Raw genomic sequence first — 22,932 nt, forward strand, 5'->3', positions numbered from 1 at the left:
CATGCTCACCTGGAAGCCAGAACCGCCGACGCCTGAGCGACCGGCCGGGCGGGCTTCGCCGGAGCCGGGGCGCCCTTGTCTCCCGCCTGCCGCGCGGCGCCATCGGCCTCGCCGGCCTTGTCCACCGCCTTGATCGTCGCGTTCAGCGAGAACTCGAAGACCCGGCGCCCCTGGGCGTCCTTGTCGCGGGGATCCGGCTTGCCCAGCGTGATCGCCTTGATCTCCACGAGCTCGGGCCGCTCGAGCCACGGTGTCTCGTTGGCCAGGCTGCGCAGCAGGTTCGAGACCCGCTCGTTGGACTGCGCCAGCCCGGTCAGCGTCACTTTCCGGTCGGCCTGCCGCAGCTGCCGGAAGAACATGCCGTCAGGCGTGCGCCTGACCAGCTCGTCCATCACGTGGACGGGCAGCGTGCGATCGCGCTGGAGGTTCTCCACCGCCAGCTGGCGCGCCTTGAGCGAGTCGATGTCCTCGCGCAGCCTCGCGATCTCCTTGACCTGCTCGTCGAGCTTGGCGTTCTCGCGCTTGATGAAGTCGTTGCGCGCCTGCTGCGCATCGATGCTACCGCCGATTCCCAGCGCCACCAGCGCGGCGATCCCGGCCCCGGCGACCACGGTAGCCACCAGGATCGCGATGAAGTCCTTCTTGCGCCGCTCCCGGCGCAGCTCCCGGTGCGGGAGCAGGTTGATCCGGATCGTCATGCGTCGAACCTCCGCATTGCCAGGCCGCAGGCCGTCAGCAGCGCCGGCGCCTCCTGGCGAAGCTGCTTGTCCCGGACCGTCGAGTCGACCTCCATCCCGCCGAAGGGGTTGAGGATCGCGGTGGCTACGCCGGTGCGCTCGGCGATCGCCTCGGCCAGCCCCGGGACCACGCAGGCGCCGCCGGCCAGGCAGATCCGGTCGACGCGGGTGTAGGGGGTCGAGGTGAAGAAGAACTGCAGCGCGCGCGAGATTTCAGCAACGCCGTGCTCGATGAAGGGCTGGAGCGCGTCCAGCGCGTAGTTCTCCGGCAGGTCGCCGCTCTTCTTGCGCGCCTCGGCCTCCTCGGGCATCAGGCCGTACAGCCGCACCAGGTCCTGGGTGAGTTGCATGCCGCCGAAGGCCTGTTCGCGCTCGAACACCGTCTGCCCGTTGAGCACCATGGTCACCGTGGTCACCAGGCTGCCGATGTCGAACAGGGCGAGCACCTCGCCCTGGCCGCCGTTGGGCAGTCCCCTGGCGATCTGGTCCAGCACCTTGCGGGCCGCGTAGGAATCCACGTCCATCACCACCGGCTTGAGGCCGCACATCTCGGCGACCGCGACCCGGTCCTCGACCTTCTCCTTACGCGACGCCGCCAGCAGCACGTCGACATCGTCCTCGGAGCCGGCAGTCGGCCCCAGGATCTGGAAGTCCAGGTTGACCTCCTCGATCGCGAAGGGGATGTACTGGCTGGCCTCGCTCTCCACCTGGATCTCGTAGTCTTCCTCGCCCAGGCCCGCGGGCAGGGTGATCCGCTTGGTGATCACCGCGCTGGTCGGCAGCGCGAGCGCCGCGTCGCGCGTCCGGGTCCCCATCCGGCGCAGGGCCCGCGCCAGGGATTCGGCGATCTGCTCGGGCTGCTCGACGTTGCCATCGACGATCGCGCCCCGGGCGATCGGCTCGATCGCATACCGGCGCAGGCGCATCGCGGCCTTCTGCCCGGGCTCGAGCTCGACCACCTTGACGCTCGAGGGACTGATGTCGATCCCGAGTAACGCCGGCGATGCCTTGCGCATGAAACTGTTCAGTGCGAGCGCCACGCAGACCCCCAAAGACTTCGTAAAAACCGTTTCGAATCAGACACTTCCTGGAGCCATTCAGAAGCTCTCCAGGCACTTCCGATCCCGTTCGAGTACTGTAAAGTCTTTCGACACCCAGGGCACCCGGGGGCAACGTCCTTCCGTCGTACGTTCCCGACCATCCGGCAGGAATTCACGTTTTTCGAGGCAATTGCGCACCTCGCAGCGCCGGATCGGGGGGCGGCTTATAATCGCAGCCCGACGTCCGGGCGCCTCGGGGCGCGGACGGCCCCTCCTCCAAGATGCACTCCATACCCCCAAAGCCCGACCGCCCCCCGGATCGCTTCGCCTCCGGCAGGGCTGCCTGCGCGCCGGTGGCGCGCGGTTCCCGCGGCTTCGCCTGGTGGTACCTGCTGGTGGCATTGGTGGCGGTTCCCGCCCTCGCCACGCTGGCCGGCCTGCTCGGCCTGTCGCTGGCCGCGCTGCTCGCCAACGACCGCCTGCCTTCGCTGGAGGCGGTCACCGACTACCGTCCCAAGATCCCGTTGCGGGTCTACACCGCCGACGGCGTGCTGATCGGCGAATTCGGCGAGGAACGCCGCAGCTTCGTGCGCATCCAGGACGTCCCGCCGGTCATGAAGAACGCCATCCTCGCGGCCGAGGACGCGCGCTTCTTCGAGCACGGCGGCGTCGATCCGGTCGGCATCGCGCGCGCCGCGCTGAGCAACGTGTTCTCGGGCGGACGCGACCAGGGCGCGAGCACGATCACGATGCAGGTGGCGCGCAACTTCTTCCTCTCGAGCGAGAAGACCTACACCCGCAAGATCTACGAGATCCTGCTGGCGCTGCGCATCGAGGAAAGCCTGGGCAAGGACGAGATCCTCGAGCTCTACCTGAACCAGATCTTCCTCGGCAAGCGGGCCTACGGCTTCGCGTCCGCGTCGCAGGTCTACTTCGGCAAGCCGCTGTCCTCGCTGTCGGCCGCGGAGGCGGCGATGCTCGCCGGGCTGCCCAAGGCGCCGTCGCTCTACAACCCGCTGGTCAATCCAAAGCGCGCCACCGAGCGGCAGCGCTACATCCTTGGCCGGATGCTCGAGGCAGGCTTCCTCACGCAGGCCGCCTACGAGCAGGCGCTTGCCGAGAAGCTCCGCTTCTCCGCACCGTCGAACAACCCGAAGCTGAGCGCGCCCTACGTGGCAGAGCTGGCTCGCCAGCTCGCCTACGAAATGTTCAGCGAGGACATCTACACCGCCGGCCTCAACGTCTACACGACCGTGCTGTCTGCCGACCAGCGCGCAGCGAACGCCGCGGTCCGGGCGGGCGTGCTCGACTACGACCGCCGGTATGGCTATCGCGGCCCCGAGGGCTTCGTGGAACTGCCCGCAGACGCGGCCGATGCGGAGGAGCGGATCGAGGACGCGGTCGAGCGCGCGCGCGACGTCGACGATTTTCTCGGCGCGGTGGTCCTCGCGGCCGGACCGAAGTCGGTCAAGGTCAGCCGCGGCGACGGCCATGTCATCGAGATCCGCGATGCCGGCCTGAAGTTCGCCGCAGCCGCGCTCGGCGACCGGTTGCCGGCGGAACGCCGCCTGCGCAGAGGGTCGCTGGTGCGCATCGTCGACGCCGGCAACGGCGGATGGCAGATCACGCAGCTTCCCGAGGTGCAGGCCGCGCTGGTGGCCGCCAATACCGCCGACGGCTCGATCCGTGCGCTGGTCGGCGGCTTCGACTTCAACCGGAACAAGTTCAACCGGGTCACCCAGGCGTGGCGCCAGCCCGGCTCGGCCTTCAAGCCCTTCGTCTATTCCGCCGCCCTCGAGAAGAGCGTGATGACCAGCACGCTGGTCAACGACGCCCCCTTCACGCTCGACGCCTCGCGGACCGGCGGCCAGGCCTGGGAGCCCAAGAACTACGATGGCCGCTTCGAAGGGCCGATGACGATGCGCCGGGGCCTGGTGAAGTCAAAGAACCTCGTCTCGGTGAGGATCCTGGATTCGATCGGGCCGCGCTATGCGCAGGACTACGTCACCCGCTTCGGCTTCGATCGCTCCCGCCACCCCGCCTACCTGACGATGGCGCTGGGCGCTGGCTCGGTGACCCCGTGGCAGATGGTCGGCGGGTACTCGGTCTTCGCCAACGGCGGCTACCGGGTGTCGCCCTACATCGTCGCGCGGATCACTGATTCGCAGGGGCGGCTGCTCGCGCTTGCGCAGCCTGGCCGGGCCGGCGATCCCGCGCTGCGCACCATCGACGAACGCAATGCGTTCATCATGAGCACCATGCTGCGCGACGTGGTCCGCACTGGCACTGCCACCAGGGCGCGCGCGCTGAAGCGCTCCGACATCGCCGGCAAGACCGGCACCACCAACGATTCGCACGACGCCTGGTTCGCGGGCTACCAGCCCGAGATCGCCGCGGTGACCTGGGTCGGCTTCGACCAGCCGCGCAAGCTCGGTGACCGCGAGACCGGCGGGGGGCTGGCGCTGCCGATCTGGATGTCCTACATGGCTCATGCGCTGGGCACGGTTCCCGAACAGGGCCTGTCTCCGCCGCCAGGGGTCGCCAACATCAATGGCGAGTGGTACTACTCCGAGACCACGCCGGGCCAGGGCACCAGGTCGATCGGGGTGCCCGAGCCCGAGCCGGACCCGGGAAGCGGCCCGGATGCGACCTACCTGCCGTCGTGGCTGCGGCCAACGCCCGCCATGCCGCACGACCCAGGCATCTGAGCCCCGCGCGGGTCTCCGGACGCCCGTCCGGGGCCTGCAGCGCAGTGCCTCATGCGATAGACTCGAACGATGAAATCCATCATTGCCCTCGGCGCGCTCGCAGCCGTCCTCTCGCTTGCGGCGGGCTGCGGACAGCGCGGGCCGCTGTACCTGCCGGACCCGTCCAAGCCCCGCCCGGCAGCCGCCGGCGTGACGCCCCAGCAACTCCCCGCACGCTGACCCAGCCGTTCCCGCTCGCCGCGCCCGGCGGGCGCGACGCACGCACCCTCCTTCTCCGGACTCCGTACCCATGGACTGGCTTGAAACACGCAACGGCCGGCTGCACGCCGAAGGCGTCGCCCTCACCGAGATCGCCGAACGCTTCGGAACCCCGGTGTACGTCTACTCCCGCGCCGCCATCGAGCAGGCCTTTGGCGAGTTCTCCCGCGCGGCAGCCGGACGCGAGGTGCTGGTCTGCTATGCGATGAAGGCGAACTCCAACCTGGCGATCATCGACCTGCTGGCGCGCGCCGGAGCCGGCTTCGACATCGTCTCCGGCGGCGAACTCCGCCGTGCGCTGGCCGCCGGCGCGGACGCGTCCAGGGTGGTGTTCTCCGGCGTCGGCAAGAGCGCCAACGAGATCCGCTTCGCGCTCGAAGCCGGCGTTCGCTGTTTCAACGTGGAGTCGACCAGCGAATTGCGACGGCTGTCCGCCATCGCCACCGCCTGCGGCCGGCGGGCGCCGGTGTCGCTGCGCGTCAACCCGGACGTCGACGCGGGCACGCATCCCTACATCTCCACCGGCCTGCGCGAGAACAAGTTCGGCATCGCCCATGACGCTGCCATTGCCGTCTACCGGGAGGCCGCGACGCTACCCGGCATCGAGGTCACCGGGATCGACTGCCACATCGGCTCGCAGATCACCGAGCTCGCACCCTTTGTCGCGGCGCTCGACCGGATCATCGACCTGGCCGGGCAGCTGGCCGCGCAGGGGATCGCACTGCGCCACCTCGACCTCGGCGGCGGGCTGGGCATCGACTATGACGGCGAACGCCCGCCGTCGCGACAGGCACTCCTCGACGCGGTGTTCGCGCGCATCGACGCCAGTCCGGCGGTCCGCGGCCTGGAGGTGATGTTCGAGTTCGGCCGGTCGATCGTCGGCAACGCGGGACTGCTGCTTACCCGCGTCGAGTACCTGAAGTCGAACGACGCGCGCAACTTCGCGGTGGTCGATGCAGCGATGAACGACCTGATGCGCCCCGCGCTCTACGAGGCCTTCCACCGGATCGTTCCGGTCGTCGACCGCCCCGGAACGGCGCTGCGCTGGGACGTGGTCGGCCCGGTCTGCGAATCTGGCGACTGGCTCGGCCGGGACCGCGCGCTTGCGCTCGAGGAGGGCGACCTGCTCGCGGTGCTCTCGGCGGGGGCCTACGGAATGGCGATGAGCTCCAACTACAACACGCGGCCGCGCGCCGCCGAGGTGATGGTGGATCGCGGCCAGGCGCACCTGATCCGCGAGCGGGAAACCGTCGAGTCGCTCTACGCGCTCGAGCGGCGGCTGCCCGACTGAGCCGCGCGCTGGCGCCGCCAGAGGCGCCAGCCCAGCAGCACCCCCACCACCGCCGCATAGATCATCGGCTCGGCGAGATCGTTCTTGCCGGCCTTGTGCCACCAGAAGTGCAGCACGCCCAGCGCCGCCACCGCGTACACCGCGCGGTGCAGCTCGGCCCAGTGGCGCCCCAGCCTGCGGATCATCGCCGCATTCGAGGTGAGCGCCAGCGGCAGCATCAGCAGCCAGCCGGCAAAGCCCGCGGCAATGAACGGCCGCTCGAGCAGATCGACGAGGATGGCCATGCCGTCGAACCACTGATCGAACCAGACATAGCACAGCAGGTGCAGGCAGCCGTAGAAGAAGGCGAACAGCCCGAGCATCCGGCGCAGCCTGATCACGGCATTCCAGCCGCTGAGCCGGCGCAGCGGCGTCACCGACAGGGTCAGGCACAGCATCACCAGGGTCCAGGTACCGGTGGAGCGCGAGACGAACTCGACGGGATTCGCGCCCAGCGCATCGCTCCAGCCGAGCACGAAGAGCCGCGCCAGGGGCAGCAGGCAGGCCGCGAAGACGAGCACGCGCAGGGCCGGCGACGGCCCGGGGCGCATCCGCCGCAGCTCAGAAGAAGCGGCGGAGGTCCATTCCGGCATACAGCGGGGCGACCTGGTCGGCGTAGCCGTTGAACATCAGAGTGGGCCGCTTGCGCTGCAGGAACCCGTCCTCGCCGATCCGCCGCTCGGTCGCCTGGGACCAGCGCGGGTGGCTCACCTCGGGGTTGACGTTCGAGTAGAAGCCGTACTCCTGCGGCCCTGCCCGGTTCCAGCTTGTCAGTGGCTGCTTCTCCACGAAACGGATCCTGACGATGGACTTGCCGCTCTTGAAGCCGTACTTCCAGGGCACGACGATGCGCACCGGCGCACCGTTCTGCTTCGGCAGCAGCTCGCCGTAGAGCCCGAGCGTCAGCAGCGTCAGAGGATGGACGGCTTCGTCCATCCGCAGGCCCTCGACATAGGGCCAGTCAAGGACGTCGGAGCGCAGGCCGGGCATCTGCGCACGGTCGGCCAGCGTGACGAACTCGACGTACTTCGCATTGCCGGTGGGCTCCACCCGACGCACGAGCTCGGCCAGCGGAAACCCCGCCCAGGGAATGACCATCGACCACCCTTCGACACAGCGCATCCGGTAGACGCGCTCCTCGATCGGCGCGAGCGCCAGCAGTTCCTCGATGCCAAAGACCTTCGGGCGCCGGACCTCGCCTTCGACGGAAACCGTCCAGGGGCGGGTCTTCAGCGCGCCGGCGCGACGGGCGGGGTCTTCCTTGTCGGTGCCGAACTCGTAGAAATTGTTGTAGCCGGTGACGTCGCGGTACGAGGTGGGCTTTTCGAGCGTGGAGTGCGGCCCTGGCCGAGTCTCGAGCCGCGCAGCGGCGCCTTCGCGCTGCGCCGCCCAGAGCCGCGCCTGCGGCGACAGGGCCAGCCCGGCGGCGGCGAGGCCCAGCAGACGGCGCCTGCCCGCGTAGACGGCACGAGGCGTGATCTCGGAAGGGAGGGGGTCGGAATCGCGACGGTTGCGCAGCAGCATGCGTGACATTCCCCGAAGAATGCCCGTGTGTCGGCGCCCGCGCGCCGATCTTACCGGGCTGCGTCGCGCGCCGCGGCCCGCGCTCCAGGGCGCCACGGGCGGGCGCCCATGGTGCTCAACGCAGGCCGGCGATGTACTCGGAGACCGCCTTGATCTCGACGTCGGACATGCGCGCGGCGATGTCGGTCATCTGGGTGCTGTTCTTGCGCAGCCCCTGGCGGAAGGCGACCAGCTGCGCGTCGGTGTACTCGGCGTACTGGCCCGCCAGGCGCGGATATTGCGACGGGATTCCCGCCCCGTTGGGGCTGTGGCAGCCCGCGCACGCCGGCACGTTCTTGGCCGCGATGCCGCCGCGGTAGATTTTCTGGCCGAGCTCGACGATGTCCTTGTTCGCAGCCGCCGCAGGCTTCAGTGCCTGCTTCGAAAGGTAGGCAGACACGTTGCGCATGTCCTCGTCGGACAGGCCAGCCGCGAAGCCGGCCATGATGGCGTTGGCGCGGGCTGCCTCCTTGGCGCCCTGCTTGACCTTGAAGTCCATCAGCTGCTTGTAGAGATAGTCGGCGTGCTGGCCGGCGAGCTTTGGATTGGCCGGCGTGGGGCTGTTGCCGTCCGCAGCGTGGCACGCAACGCAGACCTGCGAAGAGATCGCTTCGCCCTTGGCGAGATCGACCTTCGCCGGGCCGGATTGCGCCTGCACGCCCGACGCTGCCAACACCAGGGCAAGCGCCGCTGCGCGCACCGAACCCGAACCGAATTGCACTGTTGCCTTCATCGCGCTCTCACAGCCTGTATGGGTCACGTAAACTCCCGATTCTACAATAGCGAGCCGTCGCGACCAACGCGGCGTGCGCGAAATGCCAGCCCTGCCTTCAGCCCGATTCCATACCACCGTCGCCCACCTCCGGCAGCTGCCACGCGAGGGCCTGCCCGAGGTGGCCTTCATCGGCCGCTCGAACGCCGGCAAGTCCTCTGCGATCAACGCATTATGCAGGCGCCGAAGGCTCGCGTTCTCGAGCAGCACGCCCGGCCGCACCCAGGCGCTGAATTACTACGCCATAGGCCGCGAGACCGACCCGCCCGAGGGCTTCCTGGTCGACATGCCCGGCTACGGCTACGCGCAGGCGCCTGGCGAGGTTCGCAGGGCCTGGGACGTGCTGGCGGGCAACTACCTGCGCGACCGCCCCCCGCTGCGCGCCGCGGTGCTGATGATCGACATCCGCCGTCTGTTCACCGATCTCGACCGGCGGATGCTCGGCTGGCTGCCGTCGCGCCTGCCGCTGCTGGTGCTGCTGACCAAGTGCGACAAGTTCGGCACCGCGCAGCAGACCGCAGCCCGGCGCGCCGTGCTCGCCGAGCTCGCCGAGCAGCACGCCCGCCCGGACGCAGCGGTCGTGCTGTTCTCCGCAGAGAACCGCAAGGGCGTCGATGAAGCCCGCGCCATCATCGAGCAGTGGTTCGAGGCCGCTGCCGCCGAGACCGCATCCACGCAACCGCAACCGCAACCCCCGGAGGGTCCCACCGATGAACCCAGCTGATCCCGGCTCCGCCGCCCGCTTCCCCGCGATCCGCATGCGCCGGATGCGCCGCCAGGATTTCTCCCGCAGGATGATGCGCGAGAACAGCCTGTCGCCGGACAACCTCATCTACCCGGTGTTCGTGACGGAGGGCAGCGGCCAGCGCCAGCCGGTGCCGTCGATGCCCGGTGTCGAGCGGCTGAGCCCCGACCAGCTGTTCGGCGTCGCCGAGCAATGCCTGGAGCTCGGGGTGCCCGTGCTCGCGCTGTTCCCGGTGATCGACCCGTCCCTCAAGACGCCAGACGGCATCGCTGCGACCGACCCCGAGGGCCTGGTGCCCCGCACCGTGCGTGCGCTCAAGCAGCGCTTCCCAGAACTCGGACTGCTCTGCGACGTGGCGCTCGATCCCTACACCAGCCACGGCCAGGACGGCGTCATCGACGACTCCGGCTACGTGATCAACGACAGCACGGTGCCCATCCTGGTTCGCCAGGCGCTCGTGCAGGCCGAGGCCGGCGTCGACATCGTGGCGCCCTCCGACATGATGGACGGGCGCATCGCAGCGATCCGCGCGGCGCTCGAAGCCGACGGCCACATCCACACGCGGATCATGGCCTACAGCGCGAAGTTCGCCTCCGCCTACTACGGACCCTTCCGCGATGCGGTCGGATCCGCGGGCAACCTGGGCAAGGGCGACAAGAAGACCTACCAGATGGATCCCGCCAACTCGGACGAGGCGCTGCGCGAGGTGGCGCTCGACCTTCAGGAAGGCGCGGACATGGTGATGGTCAAGCCCGGCATGCCCTATCTGGACGTGCTGCGCAGGGTGAAGGACACCTTCCGCGTGCCCACCTACGTCTACCAGGTCAGCGGCGAGTACGCGATGCTCAAGGCCGCCGCACAGAACGGCTGGCTGGACGAGCGCGCGGTGGTGCTCGAGTCGCTGCTCGCGATGCGCCGCGCCGGGGCGGACGGCATCCTCACCTACTTCTCCCTGGACGCCGCGCGCTGGCTGCGCGAGGCGCGGGGCTGAGCGGCAGCCCGGAGAACCCCGATGCAGTTCCTGTCGATCCGCGCGGGCCTCGCCCGGCCGCTGGACGCGGCGCCCGACAGCCTCGCGCCAGGCGAGCTGCTGTGGATCGACTGCCGCTACGAGGAGGCACGAGCCTGGGTCGCCGACGTCCATCGGCTCACCGGCACCTTCGTGTTCGAGGACCATCTGCTGGACGCCGAGAACCCGGCCCATCCTTCGTATTTCGATTCCACCCAGAACTACGAGCTGATCGTGTTCCGCGGGCTGGCGCTGCGCTCGCCGGGCGAGGACCGGCCGGAGGACGAGGGGCCTACCAGGGTGCGGACCCGGCCCACCGTGTTCTTCCTGCTGCCGGGCTGCCTGGTGACCGTGCGCGCCCCGGACAGCCGCACCGTCCCAGCGCTGCGCGAGCGGCTGCTCAACGCCGCCCCGGGGCGCCAGCGCCTGCCTGACAGTCCCGAGGCGCTGATGCTGCGGCTGCTGAACAACATGGTCGACCGCTACCTGGAACTCCGCCACCCGCTGACTGCCCAGCTGGAGCGCTGGCAGCGCAGGCTGCTCGATCCCCGCCGGCCCTTCCGCGACTGGTACCAGCTGCTGGAGGCACGCGGCGAACTGCGCAAGCTGGAGCAGCTCTGCGAGGAGCAGCTCGACGCGCTCCAGGAATGGCTGGACGATCGCCTCGAACTCGAGCACCAGGATGGCGATGCGGGCGCGGCGACCGGGCCGGGCGCGCTGTCGGACGCCCTCCAGGTCCGCGCGAACGACGTCGTCAGCCACATCCATCGGGTGCACGCCCACGCCCGCAGGCTGCAGGATTCGCTCGAGTCGGCAATCCAGCTGCACTTCTCGTCGACCACGCACCGGACCAACGAGATCATGCGGACCCTGACCACGATCACGGCGATCTTCATGCCGCTCACGCTGATCACCGGCATCTTCGGAATGAACTTCGAGTTCATCCCGGGGCTGCACGCGCGCGCCGGCTTCTGGATTGCCATCGGCGCGATGGCCGCGATCGCGCTGCTGCTGGTCTCCTGGTTCCGCGCGCGTCGATACCTGAGCGCACCCAGCGCGCAACGCCGCAGCAGGCCTGCGCGGCCGAGCGACGGCGGAGCGCCCTGAGGGATCTGCAGGCCCTTGCTGTCCCGCAGGCCGCACGGGGAGGCGGGACACCCCGGTCAGTGCCCAGGTGTCAGTGCCCAGGTGTCAGTGCCCAGGTGTCAGTGCCCAGGTGTCAGTGCCCGCTCAGTCAGTGCCCCGGTCAGCGCGGCCACCGCCTGGGCGCGCGCGTCTCGGCGATCACCCAGTCGGCGTAGCCGGGCCAGCCCGCGTCAGGTCGCCAGGCGAGGATCTCCGGCACATCGTAGGGATGGAGTTCCTTGAGCCGCGCCTGCAGCGCCGGATAGCGGTCGGCTGCCGTCTTGATCAGCAGCGGAACCTCCCCTGCCTCCTCCACCTCGCCCCTCCAGCGATACACCGAGCGGCACGGGGCCATCACGGTGACGCAGGCCGCCAGGTGCTCGCCGACCAGAACATCGGCAATCTCGTTGGCGGTTTCCTCGTCCGGAAGCGTGGTGAACACCACCAGCATCGAATTCGGGGGCGGGATGCGCACCGGCTCGGGGACCGGCAGCGGGGCCTTGCGTTCCGGATCGGGCTGGTCTGACATGATTCCTCCGTTTCGAGCCTGCCCGGGACCGCCGCGCGCGCTCAGGCGACGAAGCGGCGACGCGTGAGCGCCACCGCCACCCGAAAACCGATCAGCGCGTAGGCCACGAGCAGCGCGATCGGCCACAGCGGCGCCTCCGGCAGGCGCCCGAGCACCAGCGGACGCGCAAGCTCCACCGCCGCCGCCAGCGGCAGCACCGACGCCAGCGGGGACAGCCATTCGGGCAGGCGATCCACCGGGTAGTAGACGCCGGACAGGAACACCATCGGCGTCATCGCGAGGGTGAAGTAGTAGGTGAAGAAATCGTAGCCGCGCGCAAGCGCGTTGAAGCACAGCCCGATCGCGGAGAAGGCGAGCCCGGTCAGCGCCACCACCGGGATAACGGCCAGCAGCAGCGGCTCGCGCGAGATCCCGAGCGCGAACACCACCGCAATGATCGCCACGCCCGAGAAGACCGCCTTGCTCGCCGCCCACAACCACTCCGCGGCGAGAACGTCCTCCAGGCGCAGCGGCGCGTTCAAGATGGACTCCCAGGTGCGCTGCACGTGCATTCGCGAGAAGGCCGAGTAGAGCGATTCGAAGCTGGCGGCCATCGCCGTGCTCATGCATACCGAGCCCGCCGCCAGGAACACGATGTAGTCGACGCCGTCGACCCGGGGCAGCAGGCTGCCAAGCCCGTAGCCGAACGCGACCAGCGTGATCAGCGGCTCGGCGACGTTGCCCAGCACGCTGGCCACGGCAAGCTTGCGCCAGACCAGCAGATTGCGGCGGTACACCGGCACGAAGCGCAGCCAGCCGGACAGGGCCGATCGGGCCGGGTTCATCGCTGACTTTCGATGCGGCATGCGATCACAGGCTCAGTCCCTGAGCTCGCGGCCGGTGAGCTTGAGGAAGACGTCCTCGAGGTTCGCGCGGCGCTGGACGCAGCGCAGCCCCGCGCTCTCGGCATCCTCCACCACCGGCCCGGCGTCGGCGCAGTAGGCGAACGCGGTCTCGCCGACCAGCTCGACCCGCGCCGCCGCACTCCCGCTGCGCGCCCGGCCGGCCCAGGCAGCGGCGCCGTCCCCGGTCACTTCGACCACATGGGGTTCGATCTCGCTGCGGATCAGCTCTTGCGGGCTGCCTTCGGCCACCAGCCGGCCGTGGTCGACCACGATCAGGCGATCGCAGAGCCGCTCGGCCTCTTCCATGAAGTGCGTCGTCAGCACGATGGTCTTGCCCTGCGCGAGCAGTCGCTTGAGACGATCCCAGACCAGGTGGCGCGCCTGGGGATCGAGCCCCGTGGTGGGCTCGTCGAGAAACAGCACCTCCGGATCGTTGACCAGCGCGCGCGCAATCGACAGCCGGCGTTTCATCCCGCCCGACAGCGAAGCGATCGTCGAAGCGCCGCGCTGGGCAAGCCCGGCGAACTCGAGGAGTCCCGGCAGGCGCTCCTCGAGCTCCCTGCCGCCCAGCCCGAAGTAGCGCCCGTAGACCCGAAGATTCTCGACGACGGTGAAATCGGGATCCAGCGAATCCGCCTGCGGGACCACCCCCACCCGCCGCCGGGCCTCCAGCGCCCGCTGCGGCACCGGCAGCCCCACCAGCTCGATCTCGCCGCCATCGGGCGCAAGCAGGCCGAGCAGCAGCTTCAGCGTTGTGCTCTTGCCAGCGCCGTTGGGTCCCAGCAGCCCGAAGCATTCGCCCCTGCGCACCGTGAAGCCCAGATGATCGACCGCAGTGAATCCGCCGAAGCGCCTGACCAGCTCGCGCACCGACAGCACCGCATCCGGCGCACCCTGCATCTGCCCTGCGCGCATTCCCGATCCGATGAGGCCGAAACGATTCGGGCGCCCGCGCCGCGCTTGCGCGACGGGGACGCCCGGAAAAGACCGATGCCCCCGCGGTCGCCCGCGGGGAAATCCGTCAGCCGGCTGCCTGGCCGCCCTCGGCGGCTTCACCCGCCTCGGGCCGGTCCATCAGCTCGATCAGCGCCATCGGCGCATTGTCGCCGACGCGGAAGCCGAACTTCAGGATCCGCAGGTAGCCGCCGTTGCGGCTCGCGAAGCGCGGGCCGAGCTGATCGAAGACCTTGACCACCATCTCGCGATCGCGCAGGCGGTCGAAGGCGAGTCGACGGTTGGCCAGCGACGGCTTCTTGCCCAGGGTGATGATCGGCTCGACCACCCGCCGCAGCTCCTTGGCCTTGGGCAGCGTGGTCTTGATCACCTCGTGGCGCAGCAGCGCGTTGCACATGTTGCGCAGCATCGCTTCGCGATGAGCGCTTGTCCGGTTCAGTTTGCGAAGTCCGTGACGATGACGCATGTTCCTGTCCTCGTGTCCGTGTATCTATGAGTGACGCTCAGGGGCGCTCGAGGCCGGCCGGGGGCCAGTTCTCGAGCTTCATTCCCAGCGTCAGCCCGCGCGACGCCAGCACTTCCTTGATTTCGTTCAGCGACTTGCGACCGAGATTGGGCGTCTTGAGGAGCTCGTTCTCGGTGCGCTGGATCAGGTCGCCGATGTAGAAAATGTTCTCGGCCTTGAGGCAGTTGGCCGAACGCACCGTCAGTTCCAGGTCGTCGACCGGGCGCATCAGGATGGGATCGACCAGCGGTGCACGGCTTGCGCCGCCCGCCTCGGCCACCGGCTCCGCGCCGCCTTCCAGCGCCGCGAAAACCGAAAGTTGCTCGACCAGGATGCGGGCCGACTGGCGGACCGCCTCCTCGGGCGCGATCACGCCGTCGGTCTCGACGTCGATGATCAGGCGGTCGAGGTCGGTGCGCTGTTCGACCCGCGCATTCTCGACCAGGTAGCTCACGCGGCGGACCGGCGAGAACGACGCGTCCAGAACGATGCGGCCAATCGACTTGGTCGCTTCGTTGAGGCTGCGCACATTGCCCGGCACGTACCCGCGACCGCGCTCGACCTTGATCTGCATCTCGAGGCTGCCGCCCTGGGTCAGCGTGGCAATCACGTGCTCCGGGTTGATGACCTCGACGTCGTGCGGCACGTCGATGTCGGCGGCGGTGACCGGACCTGCGCCGTCCTTGCGCAGCGTCAGGAACACCTCGTCGCGGTTGTGCAGCTTGAACACGACGCCCTTGAGGTTCAGCAGCAGGTCGACCACATCCTCGCGGACGCCGTCGATGGTCGAATACTCGTGCACCACACCCGTGATCTGCACCTCGGTCGGCGCATAGCCCACCATCGACGAGAGCAGCACCCGGCGCAGGGCGTTGCCCAGCGTGTGCCCGTAGCCGCGCTCGAACGGTTCCATGACGACGCGGGCGTGCGACGGGCCGACTTGCTCGACGTCGACGATCCGCGGCTTCAGCATGGCAGTCTGCATAGAGGGATCCCTTCGATTAACGCGAGTACAACTCGACGATCAGGCTCTCGTTGATTTCTGCGGAGAGGTCGCTGCGATCCGGAATGGCCTTGAACACGCCCTCGGACTTGTTCTTGTCGACCGACACCCATGCAGGCAGGCCGCCCTGCTCGGCAAGGTTCAGCGAGTCCTGGATGCGGGCCTGCTTCTTCGACTTCTCGCGCACCGCGATGACGTCGTTCGGACGAACCATCGCCGAAGGAATGTTCACGCACTGACCGTTGACCAGGATCGCCTTGTGACTGACCAGCTGGCGGGCCTCGGCGCGCGTCGAGCCGAAGCCCATGCGGTAGACCACGTTGTCCAGGCGGCACTCGAGCAACTGCAGCAGCTTCTCGCCCGTGTTGCCGCGACGGCGTGCGGCCTCGGCGAAGTAGCGGCGAAACTGGCGCTCGAGCACGCCGTACATCCGCTTGACCTTCTGCTTCTCGCGAAGCTGCAGGCCGTAGTCGGAGGTGCGCGCGCCAGAGGTGCGGCCGTGCTGGCCCGGCTTGCTGTCAAGCTTGCACTTGCTGTCCAGCGAGCGGCGGGCGCTCTTCAGGGAGAGGTCCGTGCCTTCACGGCGGGACAGTTTGGCTTTCGGTCCGATGTAACGTGCCACGTTGTTTCCTTAATGAATACGCAGGAGCGCCGGACGACGCTCCCGCGGTTAGTCTGTCTCCAGTACCGGGACCCGCGCATGATGCCGCGGTCGACAGACGGTGGGCTTGGCTGCCCGGGGTTCGCGCGGCGCTGCGAAAGCAGCAGCCACGCAGGCTGCCGGGCGGCAGCCTCCTGCTTGCGTCAGATCCGGCGCTTCTTCGGCGGACGGCAGCCGTTGTGCGGCACCGGCGTCACGTCCTGGATCTGCATGATCTTGATGCCGAGCGCGTTCAGCGCACGAACCGAAGACTCGCGGCCGGGGCCGGGGCCGCGGATCTGAACCTCGAGGTTCTTGATCCCGCACTCCTGGGCCGCACGGCCCGCGGTCTCGGCAGCCACCTGCGCCGCGAACGGCGTGGACTTGCGCGAGCCCTTGAAGCCAGCGCCACCCGACGAGGCCCACGACAGGGCATTGCCCTGGCGGTCCGTGATCGTGATGATCGTGTTGTTGAACGACGCGTGGACGTGCGCGATGCCGTCGGAAACGCTCTTCCGCGACTTCTTGCGTGCCCGCGATGCGGCGGCGGCGGCTGCTGCCGATTGCCCTTTGGTTGCCATGTCTCAGAAGCCTCCGTTTACTTCTTCAGTTGCACGCCGGCTTTGCGCGGACCCTTGCGGGTACGTGCATTCGTACGCGTGCGCTGGCCGCGAACCGGCAGGCCCCGACGGTGACGCAGGCCGCGGTAGCAGCCCAGGTCCATCAGGCGCTTGATCGACATCGACACCTCGCGGCGAAGATCGCCCTCGATGGTGAAGCGCGAGATCTGGTCGCGGATGCGCTCCATCTCGGCGTCGTTCAGGTCCTTCACCTTCTTGTCGAAGGGAATGCCCGCAGCCTCGCAGATTTCGCGCGCACGAGTGCGCCCGATGCCATAAATTGCCGTCAGACCGATCTCGGTGTGTTGACGGTCCGGGACGTTGATACCCGCAATACGTGCCATGCTCGTTCCTCTATCAACCCTGGCGCTGCTTGTGGCGCGGATCAGTGCAGATCACGCGAACCACACCGTGGCGCTTGATCACTTTGCAGTTGCGGCAGATCTTCTTCACAGATGCCATGACTTTCATGCTTCACCTCGAGCGAGAAATTGTCGCGGGCCTATTTCGCCCTGAATACGATGCGCGCCCGCGACAGATCGTAAGGCGTGAGTTCCACCGTAACCTTGTCCCCCGGGAGGATCCGGATGTAGTGCATCCGCATCTTCCCGGAAATATGTCCGAGCACCACGTGCCCGTTTTCCAGCTTCACGCGAAAGGTCGCGTTCGGGAGGTTCTCGATGACCTCCCCCTGCATCGGAATGACGTCTTCCTTGCTCGTGTACCCAGAGCCAGAATCCTTCTTCCTAGCAACCGGTCTTGATCGTCTTGCCATGCCTGTGCGGGCTCAAGCGCCCAAGCCCTTCGCGTTGCTCTTCTTCAGCAGGCTCTCGTACTGATGCGACATCACGTAGGCCTGGACCTGCGACATGAAATCCATCGTCACTACGACGATGATCAGCAACGATGTGCCACCGAAGTAGAACGGCACGTTCCACTTGAGCACCAGCAGTTCCGGCAGCAGGCAGACCAGCGTGATGTAGATCGCCCCCACCAGCGTCAGGCGCATCAGGATCCGGTCGATGTAACGCGCCGTCTGCTCCCCCGGACGGATCCCGGGAACGAAACCCCCGCTCTTCTTCAGGTTGTCCGCAGTGTCCCGGCTATTGAACACCAGGGCTGTGTAGAAGAAGCAGAAGAACACGATCGCCGCTGCGTACAGCAGGATGTACACCGGCTGCCCCGGCGACAGCGTCGCCGCGACGTCCTTCATCCAGCGCACCGCAACGTTCCCGCTGTCGCCCGAAGTGAACCACTGCGCCAGCGTCGCCGGAAACAGGATGATCGACGACGCGAAGATCGGCGGAATCACCCCGGCCATGTTCAGCTTGAGCGGCAGGTGCGAGGTCTGGCCGCCGTACACGCGGTTGCCCACCTGCCGCTTGGCGTAGTTGACCGTGATCTTGCGCTGACCACGCTCGACGAACACCACCGCAGCGGTCACCGCGAACACCAGCACCACGATCAGCAGCGCTACGAAGGCGCTCATCGACCCGGTTCGCACCAGCTCGCCCATCCCGGCGACCGCACTGGGCAGCCCCGCGACGATCCCCGCGAAGATGATGATCGAGATGCCGTTGCCAAGCCCGCGCTCGGTGATCTGCTCGCCGAGCCACATCAGGAACATCGTCCCCGTCACCAGCGAAACCGCAGCGGTGAAGCGGAACTGCAGGCCCGGGTCGAGCACCAGCCCAGGCTGCGATTCGAGCGCCACCGCGATGCCGACCGCCTGGAAGGTCGCGAGACCCACCGTGAACCAGCGCGTGTACTTGGTGATCGTGCGCCGCCCGGCCTCGCCTTCCTTCTTCAGCGCCTCCAGCTGCGGCACCACCACCGTGAGCAGCTGCATGATGATCGACGCCGAAATGTACGGCATGATCCCCAGCGCGAACACCGTGAAGCGCGACAGGGCGCCTCCCGAGAACATGTTGAACATGCCCAGGATGCCGCCCTGCTGCCCCTTGAACAGCTGCGCGAGCTGGTCGGGATCGATGCCGGGCACCGGAATGTGCGCGCCGATGCGGTACACCACCAGCGCGAGCAGCAGGAACCACAGTCGACGCTTCAGATCGCCGAACTTTCCCGACTTCGCCAGAGCTGCAGGTTGGGTTGCCACTCGCCTATCGCCTGTATCGATCGATTGCCGTCAGCCTGGAGCGCGCCGCGCTCAGGCCAGCGAACCACCGGCTGCCTCGATCGCCGCCTTAGCGCCTTTCGTGGCCAGCACGCCCTTCAGCGAAACCTTCCGGGTCAACTCGCCCGACAGGATCACTTTCGCGGCCTTCGCCAGCTGGGGCACGATCCGGGCCTGCTTCAGCGCCAGCAGGTCGATCTCCGGGACTTCCAGGCGCTCGAGGTCCGACAGGCGGATCTCGACCGTATCGCCAGCCGTCATCGACTTGAATCCGCGCTTGGGCAGGCGACGCTGCAGGGGCATCTGACCGCCCTCGAAGCCGACCTTGTGGAAGCCGCCTGAACGCGACTTCTGACCCTTGTGACCGCGACCCGCCGTCTTGCCCAGGCCGGAGCCGATACCCCGACCGACGCGCTTGCGCGCGTGCTTGCTGCCCTCGGCGGGCTTCAATCCGTTCAATCGCATGTCAATCTCCGACATCACTCGACCCGCACCAGGTACGAGACCTTGTTGATCATGCCGCGCACCGCGGGCGTATCCTCAAGCTCGCGGATCTGGTTGATCTTCTTCAGACCGAGACCCAGGACCGTCGCGCGGTGCGACTCACGCGTCCCGATCGGACTCCTGACCAGCGTAACCTTCAGCGTCTTCTTGCTCATCACCTTCTCCGAACGCCCGGCACGACCAGAGTCGCGCCGGAATCCGCGGCCTCTCAGCCGAAGAGTTCCTCGACCGTCTTGCCGCGCTTGGCAGCGATCTCGGACGGGGTGTTCATGTTCGCCAGCGCGTTCAGCGTTGCGCGGACCAGGTTGTACGGATTGCTCGAGCCGTGGCTCTTCGCGACGATGTTGGTCACCCCCATCACCTCGAAGATCGCCCGCATCGGGCCGCCCGCAATGATGCCGGTGCCCTCCGGCGCAGGCGCCAGAAAGACGTTTGCGGCGCCATGACGGCCGTACACCGTGTGCTGGACCGTGCCCGAGCGCAGGCTCACCTTGAACAGCTTGCGCCGCGCTTCGTCCATCGCCTTCTGGACAGCGACCGGCACTTCACGCGCCTTGCCCTTGCCCATGCCGATGCGCCCGTCGCCATCGCCGACCACGGTCAGCGCCGCGAAACCGAGGATGCGTCCACCTTTGACGACCTTGGTCACGCGATTGACCGCGATCATCTTTTCCTTCAACCCGTCGTCGCGATCCTCGCCGCCGACCCTTGCCTGGATTTTCGCCATGTTCGTTCCCTGTCCGTCAGAACTTCAGGCCGGCTTCACGCGCAGCCTCGGCCAGCGCCTTCACACGACCGTGATACCGGTAGCCGGCACGATCGAAGGCCACACTGTCGAGACCCGCCTTCAGGGCCTTCTCGGCAATCCGCTTGCCGACTGCTGCAGCGGCCTCGGTATTGCTGCCCTTGCCACCGAGCTGCGTACGAAGTTCCGATTCCACCGTCGAGGCGGATACGAGCACCTTCCCGCCAGTGGCGTCGATGATGTTCGCGTAGATATGAGTGTTCGTCCGGAACACCGTCAGCCGACCAACCCGCAGTTCGCGGATTTTCAGCCGCGTCTGTCGGGCACGGCGCAAACGAGCCTGTTTCTTGTCCATCGCCTGTTGTCCTGTGCGTGTAAGCGGCCGGCTTACTTCTTCTTGACTTCCTTGAGCGCGACCACTTCGTCGGAGTAGCGCACTCCCTTGCCCTTGTACGGCTCGGGCGGACGGTAACTGCGAATTTCCGCAGCCACCTGGCCGACGCGCTGGCGGTCGGCCCCCTTGATGACGATCTCGGTCTGCGTCGGGCATTCGGCCTTGACGCCCTCAGGCAACTGATAAACAACCGGATGCGAGAAGCCGAGCGACAGGTTCAGGCTGGCGCCCTGCGCCTGCGCGCGGTAGCCGGTGCCAACCAGGTTCAGCTTGCGCTCGAACCCCTTCGACACCCCCTGGACCATGTTGGCCACCAGCGCCCGGAAGGTGCCGCTCAACGCGGCCGCTGCGCGACTTTCGTCGGCCGCGGCAAAAGTCAGAGCACTGCCGTCGCGCTCGATGCGGACCAGCGGATTCAGCTTCTGCACCAGCGTCGCCAGCGGTCCCTTGACCGTGATCGACCCTTCTGCAATCTGTACATCGATCCCGGCGGACAACTCCACCGGCATGCGTGCAACTCGGGACATCTTCGACTCCTTAGGCGACGTAGCCGATGACTTCGCCACCGACGCCGTTGGCGCGCGCACGGCGATCGGTCATCACGCCCTGCGAGGTCGTCACGATTGCAACGCCCAGGCCGTTCATCACCTGCGGCAGCGAGTGCCGGTCCTTGTAGATACGGAGCCCGGGGCGCGAGACGCGCTCGATGCGCTCGATGACCGGGGCGCCGGCGTAGTACTTCAGCCGGACCTCGAGTTCTGCCTTGGCCCCCTCGGCCTTCACCGAGTAACCGTCGATGTAGCCCTCGTCCTTCAGGACCTGGGCAATCGCCACCTTAAGCTTCGACGACGGCATCGACACTGCCTGTTTATCCACGCGCTGGCCGTTGCGGATGCGCGTGAACATGTCGGCGATCGGATCGCTCATGCTCATGTTGAATTCCTCGTTACCAGCTGGCCTTGGCGATGCCCGGCACATCGCCGCGCATTGCCGCCTCGCGCAGCTTGTTGCGCCCCAGCCCGAACTTGCGATAAGTGCCGCGCGGACGACCGGTCAGCTCGCAGCGATTGCGAAGCCGCACCGGGCTCGAATCGCGGGGAAGCTGCTGCAGCTTCAGACGCGCCTGGTAGCGGTCCTCCTCCGATCGCGACTGGTCGCCGATCACTGCCTGCAGCTCGGCACGTTTGTGCGCGAACTTCTTCACCATCGCCTCGCGCTTGAGCTCGCGATTGATGAGCGAGAGTTTGGCCATTAAATAACCCTCAGTTGCGGAACGGGAAGCGGTACGCGGCCAGCAAGGCCTTCGCTTCGTCGTCGGTTTTGGCAGTGGTCGTGATGCTGATGTTCATACCGCGCAGCGCATCGACCTTGTCGTACTCGATCTCGGGGAAGATGATCTGTTCCTTCACACCGATGTTGTAGTTCCCACGCCCGTCGAAGGCCTTTCCCGAGATGCCGCGGAAGTCGCGAACCCGGGGCAGCGCCACCGTGACCAGGCGGTCGAGGAACTCATACATGCGGGTGCCGCGCAGCGTCACCATGCAGCCGATCGGATAGCCTTCGCGGATCTTGAAACCGGCGATCGGCTTGCGGGCCTTCGTCACCACCGGCTTCTGCCCGGCAATCTTGGTCATGTCGCCCACTGCGTGGTCCATGACCTTCTTGTCGGCAACCGCCTCGCCAACGCCCATGTTGAGCGTGATCTTCGTGATGCGCGGCACTTGCATCACCGACGTGTACCCGAACTTGGTCATCAGGTCGGCGACGATTTTCTCGCGGTATTGCTGTTGCAGGCGAGCCATGTCAGTTATCCCTTAAGCATCGCGCAGGCCTCAAGCCTTCACGATCTCGTCATTGGACTTGAAGAAGCGAACCTTCTCCCCGCCCTCGAGCGTCCTGATGCCCACCCGATCGCCCTTGCCGGTGCCCGGATTGAACAGCATCACGTTCGACTGGTCGATCGGCATGGTCTTCTCGACGATGCCACCGGTCAGCCCCTTCATCGGGTTCGGGCGCTGGTTCTTCTTCACCAGGTTCACGCCCTCCACCAGCAGGTGCGATTCATCGACACGCGCGACGACCGTGCCGCGCTTGCCCTTGTCGCGACCTGCGATGACGACCACGTCGTCACCCTTGCGAATCTTTTGCATCGAAGCCCCCGCTTACAGAACTTCAGGCGCCAGCGAGACGATCTTCATGAATCGCTCGGTGCGCAGCTCACGCGTGACCGGCCCGAAGATACGGGTGCCGATCGGCTCGAGCTTGTTGTTGAGGAGGACGGCGGCGTTGTTGTCGAACTTGATCAGCGAACCGTCCGGGCGTCGAACGCCCTTGGCGGTGCGCACGACAACGGCCGCATAGATCTCGCCCTTCTTGACGCGACCGCGGGGCTGGGCTTCCTTGACGGTCACCTTGATGATGTCGCCAATACCGGCATACCGGCGTTTGGATCCACCCAGCACCTTGATACACATCACTGAACGCGCGCCGGTATTGTCGGCGACGTCCAACGTCGACTGCATCTGAATCATCGCTAATTCCGTCCCAACTTAATCCGCGCGCGCCGCCCCGGGCACAGCGCCCGGCACATCCGCGATTGCGGTCAGTCTTGGTCCCGTTATCGGGTTGAGTTCCGGCTCGCTGCGACGCTGGGTCGTTCGCAATACCGGAAGAAGAAGATTATAACCTGTTTTTCAACTACACCGCAAGTGCAGGCGGAAAAACCCGCCTGCA

At 67.3% G+C, this 22,932-nt stretch carries 32 protein-coding genes; 6 read left to right on the forward strand and 26 right to left on the reverse strand.

All coding sequences use genetic code 11. From position 1 onward, the window contains the following. Positions 1-5: 5 nt before the first annotated feature. Together HNQ70_RS09280 and HNQ70_RS09285 are read right to left on the reverse strand one after the other, a co-directional pair. Entirely contained in the window at positions 6-698 is a 693-nt protein-coding gene (locus HNQ70_RS09280; RefSeq protein WP_183966586.1) for a PilN domain-containing protein, read from the reverse strand. Next, on the reverse strand, positions 695-1,753 hold the full coding sequence (locus HNQ70_RS09285; RefSeq protein WP_183966588.1) for a pilus assembly protein PilM: 1,059 nt from the start codon (positions 1,751-1,753) through the stop codon (positions 695-697). Before HNQ70_RS09285 ends, HNQ70_RS09280 begins: the two co-directional genes overlap by 4 nt. Positions 1,754-2,130: 377 nt before the next feature. On the opposite strand from HNQ70_RS09285, the gene HNQ70_RS09290 reads away from it, so the two are divergent. The 3 genes from HNQ70_RS09290 (at position 2,131) to lysA (ending at position 6,034) form a co-directional block, all read left to right on the forward strand. After that, the gene (locus HNQ70_RS09290) at positions 2,131-4,485 is read left to right on the forward strand and encodes a penicillin-binding protein 1A (RefSeq protein ID WP_343060709.1); all 2,355 of its coding nucleotides are present in this window, start codon (positions 2,131-2,133) and stop codon (positions 4,483-4,485) included. A 69-nt stretch (positions 4,486-4,554) separates the two neighbouring features. Continuing rightward, positions 4,555-4,704 carry an LPS translocon maturation chaperone LptM gene (gene lptM, locus HNQ70_RS09295; RefSeq protein ID WP_183966592.1) on the forward strand — a complete coding sequence of 50 codons (150 nt, stop codon included), beginning with the start codon at positions 4,555-4,557 and terminating at the stop codon, positions 4,702-4,704. A 70-nt stretch (positions 4,705-4,774) separates the two neighbouring features. Continuing rightward, entirely contained in the window at positions 4,775-6,034 is a 1,260-nt protein-coding gene (lysA, locus tag HNQ70_RS09300; protein ID WP_183966594.1) for a diaminopimelate decarboxylase, read from the forward strand. Here lysA and HNQ70_RS09305 read toward each other — a convergent pair. The 3 genes from HNQ70_RS09305 to HNQ70_RS09315 all read right to left on the reverse strand — a co-directional run bounded on the left by HNQ70_RS09305 (position 6,004) and on the right by HNQ70_RS09315 (position 8,369). Continuing rightward, a complete protein-coding gene (locus HNQ70_RS09305) occupies positions 6,004-6,624 on the reverse strand; it encodes a protein-methionine-sulfoxide reductase heme-binding subunit MsrQ (protein ID WP_246434852.1) in 621 nt (206 codons plus the stop codon). The two genes, lysA and HNQ70_RS09305, sit on opposite strands and share 31 nt — an antisense overlap. A gap of 10 nt (positions 6,625-6,634) precedes the next feature. After that, a complete protein-coding gene (gene msrP / locus HNQ70_RS09310) occupies positions 6,635-7,606 on the reverse strand; it encodes a protein-methionine-sulfoxide reductase catalytic subunit MsrP (protein ID WP_425504348.1) in 972 nt (323 codons plus the stop codon). 106 nt (positions 7,607-7,712) lie between these two features. Beyond that, positions 7,713-8,369, reverse strand: a complete 657-nt coding sequence (locus HNQ70_RS09315) for a c-type cytochrome (RefSeq protein WP_183966600.1) — start codon at positions 8,367-8,369, stop codon at positions 7,713-7,715. 82 nt (positions 8,370-8,451) lie between these two features. Between HNQ70_RS09315 and yihA the strand changes: the two genes are divergently transcribed. Genes yihA through HNQ70_RS09330 form a run of 3 tightly spaced genes read left to right on the forward strand, consistent with a single transcriptional unit; the run spans position 8,452 to position 11,269 of the window. Beyond that, positions 8,452-9,132 carry a ribosome biogenesis GTP-binding protein YihA/YsxC gene (gene yihA / locus HNQ70_RS09320; RefSeq protein ID WP_183966602.1) on the forward strand — a complete coding sequence of 227 codons (681 nt, stop codon included), beginning with the start codon at positions 8,452-8,454 and terminating at the stop codon, positions 9,130-9,132. Beyond that, positions 9,119-10,144, forward strand: coding sequence for a porphobilinogen synthase (gene hemB / locus HNQ70_RS09325; RefSeq protein WP_183966604.1), 1,026 nt, complete (start codon positions 9,119-9,121; stop codon positions 10,142-10,144). Before yihA ends, hemB begins: the two co-directional genes overlap by 14 nt. Positions 10,145-10,165: 21 nt before the next feature. Continuing rightward, a complete protein-coding gene (locus tag HNQ70_RS09330; protein WP_183966606.1) occupies positions 10,166-11,269 on the forward strand; it encodes a magnesium transporter CorA family protein in 1,104 nt (367 codons plus the stop codon). A 139-nt stretch (positions 11,270-11,408) separates the two neighbouring features. On the opposite strand, the gene cutA is transcribed toward HNQ70_RS09330, so the two are convergent. From cutA to rplN, 21 genes are all read right to left on the reverse strand, one after another. Continuing rightward, positions 11,409-11,816, reverse strand: a complete 408-nt coding sequence (gene cutA / locus HNQ70_RS09335) for a divalent-cation tolerance protein CutA (RefSeq protein ID WP_183966608.1) — start codon at positions 11,814-11,816, stop codon at positions 11,409-11,411. A gap of 41 nt (positions 11,817-11,857) precedes the next feature. Next, entirely contained in the window at positions 11,858-12,640 is a 783-nt protein-coding gene (locus HNQ70_RS09340) for an ABC transporter permease (RefSeq protein WP_183966610.1), read from the reverse strand. A 33-nt stretch (positions 12,641-12,673) separates the two neighbouring features. Continuing rightward, complete coding sequence (locus HNQ70_RS09345; RefSeq protein ID WP_221302725.1) at positions 12,674-13,615, reverse strand: ATP-binding cassette domain-containing protein; 942 nt, start codon at positions 13,613-13,615, stop codon at positions 12,674-12,676. A gap of 106 nt (positions 13,616-13,721) precedes the next feature. Further along, positions 13,722-14,120 (reverse strand): 50S ribosomal protein L17, encoded by a 399-nt coding sequence (gene rplQ, locus HNQ70_RS09350; RefSeq protein ID WP_183966612.1) that lies wholly within the window; start codon positions 14,118-14,120, stop codon positions 13,722-13,724. A gap of 37 nt (positions 14,121-14,157) precedes the next feature. After that, on the reverse strand, positions 14,158-15,144 hold the full coding sequence (locus HNQ70_RS09355; RefSeq protein WP_183966614.1) for a DNA-directed RNA polymerase subunit alpha: 987 nt from the start codon (positions 15,142-15,144) through the stop codon (positions 14,158-14,160). Between the two features lie 16 nt (positions 15,145-15,160). Then, positions 15,161-15,784, reverse strand: a complete 624-nt coding sequence (gene rpsD, locus HNQ70_RS09360; protein WP_183966621.1) for a 30S ribosomal protein S4 — start codon at positions 15,782-15,784, stop codon at positions 15,161-15,163. 182 nt (positions 15,785-15,966) lie between these two features. Next, entirely contained in the window at positions 15,967-16,383 is a 417-nt protein-coding gene (gene rpsK, locus HNQ70_RS09365) for a 30S ribosomal protein S11 (protein ID WP_183966623.1), read from the reverse strand. A 17-nt stretch (positions 16,384-16,400) separates the two neighbouring features. Continuing rightward, the gene (gene rpsM, locus HNQ70_RS09370; RefSeq protein ID WP_183966625.1) at positions 16,401-16,766 is read right to left on the reverse strand and encodes a 30S ribosomal protein S13; all 366 of its coding nucleotides are present in this window, start codon (positions 16,764-16,766) and stop codon (positions 16,401-16,403) included. A 13-nt stretch (positions 16,767-16,779) separates the two neighbouring features. Continuing rightward, positions 16,780-16,893 carry a 50S ribosomal protein L36 gene (gene rpmJ, locus HNQ70_RS09375; RefSeq protein ID WP_183966627.1) on the reverse strand — a complete coding sequence of 38 codons (114 nt, stop codon included), beginning with the start codon at positions 16,891-16,893 and terminating at the stop codon, positions 16,780-16,782. Between the two features lie 31 nt (positions 16,894-16,924). Continuing rightward, a complete protein-coding gene (infA, locus tag HNQ70_RS09380; RefSeq protein ID WP_343060721.1) occupies positions 16,925-17,125 on the reverse strand; it encodes a translation initiation factor IF-1 in 201 nt (66 codons plus the stop codon). 84 nt (positions 17,126-17,209) lie between these two features. Beyond that, a complete protein-coding gene (gene secY, locus HNQ70_RS09385) occupies positions 17,210-18,538 on the reverse strand; it encodes a preprotein translocase subunit SecY (protein WP_183966632.1) in 1,329 nt (442 codons plus the stop codon). 51 nt (positions 18,539-18,589) lie between these two features. Further along, positions 18,590-19,021 carry a 50S ribosomal protein L15 gene (gene rplO / locus HNQ70_RS09390; RefSeq protein WP_183966634.1) on the reverse strand — a complete coding sequence of 144 codons (432 nt, stop codon included), beginning with the start codon at positions 19,019-19,021 and terminating at the stop codon, positions 18,590-18,592. A 14-nt stretch (positions 19,022-19,035) separates the two neighbouring features. Further along, positions 19,036-19,215, reverse strand: coding sequence for a 50S ribosomal protein L30 (gene rpmD, locus HNQ70_RS09395; RefSeq protein WP_183966636.1), 180 nt, complete (start codon positions 19,213-19,215; stop codon positions 19,036-19,038). A 53-nt stretch (positions 19,216-19,268) separates the two neighbouring features. Further along, positions 19,269-19,787: a 30S ribosomal protein S5 gene (gene rpsE / locus HNQ70_RS09400; RefSeq protein WP_183966638.1), complete on the reverse strand. Its 519-nt coding sequence runs from the start codon at positions 19,785-19,787 to the stop codon at positions 19,269-19,271. A gap of 16 nt (positions 19,788-19,803) precedes the next feature. Next, positions 19,804-20,160 (reverse strand): 50S ribosomal protein L18, encoded by a 357-nt coding sequence (gene rplR / locus HNQ70_RS09405; RefSeq protein ID WP_183966640.1) that lies wholly within the window; start codon positions 20,158-20,160, stop codon positions 19,804-19,806. A gap of 32 nt (positions 20,161-20,192) precedes the next feature. Further along, the gene (gene rplF / locus HNQ70_RS09410) at positions 20,193-20,726 is read right to left on the reverse strand and encodes a 50S ribosomal protein L6 (protein ID WP_183966642.1); all 534 of its coding nucleotides are present in this window, start codon (positions 20,724-20,726) and stop codon (positions 20,193-20,195) included. A gap of 10 nt (positions 20,727-20,736) precedes the next feature. Next, a complete protein-coding gene (rpsH, locus tag HNQ70_RS09415; RefSeq protein ID WP_183966645.1) occupies positions 20,737-21,132 on the reverse strand; it encodes a 30S ribosomal protein S8 in 396 nt (131 codons plus the stop codon). Positions 21,133-21,145: 13 nt separating this feature from the next. Next, entirely contained in the window at positions 21,146-21,451 is a 306-nt protein-coding gene (gene rpsN, locus HNQ70_RS09420; RefSeq protein ID WP_183966647.1) for a 30S ribosomal protein S14, read from the reverse strand. Between the two features lie 10 nt (positions 21,452-21,461). Then, positions 21,462-22,001 carry a 50S ribosomal protein L5 gene (gene rplE, locus HNQ70_RS09425; protein ID WP_183966649.1) on the reverse strand — a complete coding sequence of 180 codons (540 nt, stop codon included), beginning with the start codon at positions 21,999-22,001 and terminating at the stop codon, positions 21,462-21,464. A gap of 30 nt (positions 22,002-22,031) precedes the next feature. Beyond that, positions 22,032-22,349, reverse strand: a complete 318-nt coding sequence (gene rplX, locus HNQ70_RS09430; RefSeq protein WP_183966651.1) for a 50S ribosomal protein L24 — start codon at positions 22,347-22,349, stop codon at positions 22,032-22,034. A gap of 12 nt (positions 22,350-22,361) precedes the next feature. After that, positions 22,362-22,730, reverse strand: a complete 369-nt coding sequence (gene rplN, locus HNQ70_RS09435) for a 50S ribosomal protein L14 (protein ID WP_183966653.1) — start codon at positions 22,728-22,730, stop codon at positions 22,362-22,364. Positions 22,731-22,932 lie beyond the last annotated feature (202 nt).

This window comes from Quisquiliibacterium transsilvanicum, assembly GCF_014202215.1.
In the GTDB taxonomy this organism is placed as follows: Bacteria; Pseudomonadota; Gammaproteobacteria; order Burkholderiales; family Burkholderiaceae_E; genus Quisquiliibacterium; species Quisquiliibacterium transsilvanicum.

What these genes read in the sequence shown, in the direction of transcription:
- rplF (WP_183966642.1), bottom strand. Translation starts at nt 20,726, where the DNA reads ATGTCCCGAGTTGCACGCATGCCGGTGGAGTTGTCCGCCGGGATCGAT.
- rpsE (WP_183966638.1), bottom strand. Translation starts at nt 19,787, where the DNA reads ATGGCGAAAATCCAGGCAAGGGTCGGCGGCGAGGATCGCGACGACGGG.
- rplN (WP_183966653.1), bottom strand. Translation starts at nt 22,730, where the DNA reads ATGATTCAGATGCAGTCGACGTTGGACGTCGCCGACAATACCGGCGCG.
- hemB (WP_183966604.1), top strand. Translation starts at nt 9,119, where the DNA reads ATGAACCCAGCTGATCCCGGCTCCGCCGCCCGCTTCCCCGCGATCCGC.
- HNQ70_RS09285 (WP_183966588.1), bottom strand. Translation starts at nt 1,753, where the DNA reads ATGCGCAAGGCATCGCCGGCGTTACTCGGGATCGACATCAGTCCCTCG.
- rplE (WP_183966649.1), bottom strand. Translation starts at nt 22,001, where the DNA reads ATGGCTCGCCTGCAACAGCAATACCGCGAGAAAATCGTCGCCGACCTG.
- yihA (WP_183966602.1), top strand. Translation starts at nt 8,452, where the DNA reads ATGCCAGCCCTGCCTTCAGCCCGATTCCATACCACCGTCGCCCACCTC.
- HNQ70_RS09330 (WP_183966606.1), top strand. Translation starts at nt 10,166, where the DNA reads ATGCAGTTCCTGTCGATCCGCGCGGGCCTCGCCCGGCCGCTGGACGCG.
- rpsH (WP_183966645.1), bottom strand. Translation starts at nt 21,132, where the DNA reads ATGAGCATGAGCGATCCGATCGCCGACATGTTCACGCGCATCCGCAAC.
- rpsK (WP_183966623.1), bottom strand. Translation starts at nt 16,383, where the DNA reads ATGGCAACCAAAGGGCAATCGGCAGCAGCCGCCGCCGCCGCATCGCGG.
- rpmJ (WP_183966627.1), bottom strand. Translation starts at nt 16,893, where the DNA reads ATGAAAGTCATGGCATCTGTGAAGAAGATCTGCCGCAACTGCAAAGTG.
- HNQ70_RS09340 (WP_183966610.1), bottom strand. Translation starts at nt 12,640, where the DNA reads ATGAACCCGGCCCGATCGGCCCTGTCCGGCTGGCTGCGCTTCGTGCCG.
- HNQ70_RS09345 (WP_221302725.1), bottom strand. Translation starts at nt 13,615, where the DNA reads ATGCGCGCAGGGCAGATGCAGGGTGCGCCGGATGCGGTGCTGTCGGTG.
- rplR (WP_183966640.1), bottom strand. Translation starts at nt 20,160, where the DNA reads ATGGACAAGAAACAGGCTCGTTTGCGCCGTGCCCGACAGACGCGGCTG.
- rplO (WP_183966634.1), bottom strand. Translation starts at nt 19,021, where the DNA reads ATGCGATTGAACGGATTGAAGCCCGCCGAGGGCAGCAAGCACGCGCGC.
- msrP (WP_425504348.1), bottom strand. Translation starts at nt 7,606, where the DNA reads ATGTCACGCATGCTGCTGCGCAACCGTCGCGATTCCGACCCCCTCCCT.
- rplQ (WP_183966612.1), bottom strand. Translation starts at nt 14,120, where the DNA reads ATGCGTCATCGTCACGGACTTCGCAAACTGAACCGGACAAGCGCTCAT.
- lptM (WP_183966592.1), top strand. Translation starts at nt 4,555, where the DNA reads ATGAAATCCATCATTGCCCTCGGCGCGCTCGCAGCCGTCCTCTCGCTT.
- HNQ70_RS09315 (WP_183966600.1), bottom strand. Translation starts at nt 8,369, where the DNA reads ATGAAGGCAACAGTGCAATTCGGTTCGGGTTCGGTGCGCGCAGCGGCG.
- rpsM (WP_183966625.1), bottom strand. Translation starts at nt 16,766, where the DNA reads ATGGCACGTATTGCGGGTATCAACGTCCCGGACCGTCAACACACCGAG.
- HNQ70_RS09280 (WP_183966586.1), bottom strand. Translation starts at nt 698, where the DNA reads ATGACGATCCGGATCAACCTGCTCCCGCACCGGGAGCTGCGCCGGGAG.
- rpmD (WP_183966636.1), bottom strand. Translation starts at nt 19,215, where the DNA reads ATGAGCAAGAAGACGCTGAAGGTTACGCTGGTCAGGAGTCCGATCGGG.
- lysA (WP_183966594.1), top strand. Translation starts at nt 4,775, where the DNA reads ATGGACTGGCTTGAAACACGCAACGGCCGGCTGCACGCCGAAGGCGTC.
- HNQ70_RS09305 (WP_246434852.1), bottom strand. Translation starts at nt 6,624, where the DNA reads ATGCGCCCCGGGCCGTCGCCGGCCCTGCGCGTGCTCGTCTTCGCGGCC.
- rplX (WP_183966651.1), bottom strand. Translation starts at nt 22,349, where the DNA reads ATGCAAAAGATTCGCAAGGGTGACGACGTGGTCGTCATCGCAGGTCGC.
- rpsN (WP_183966647.1), bottom strand. Translation starts at nt 21,451, where the DNA reads ATGGCCAAACTCTCGCTCATCAATCGCGAGCTCAAGCGCGAGGCGATG.
- HNQ70_RS09355 (WP_183966614.1), bottom strand. Translation starts at nt 15,144, where the DNA reads ATGCAGACTGCCATGCTGAAGCCGCGGATCGTCGACGTCGAGCAAGTC.
- cutA (WP_183966608.1), bottom strand. Translation starts at nt 11,816, where the DNA reads ATGTCAGACCAGCCCGATCCGGAACGCAAGGCCCCGCTGCCGGTCCCC.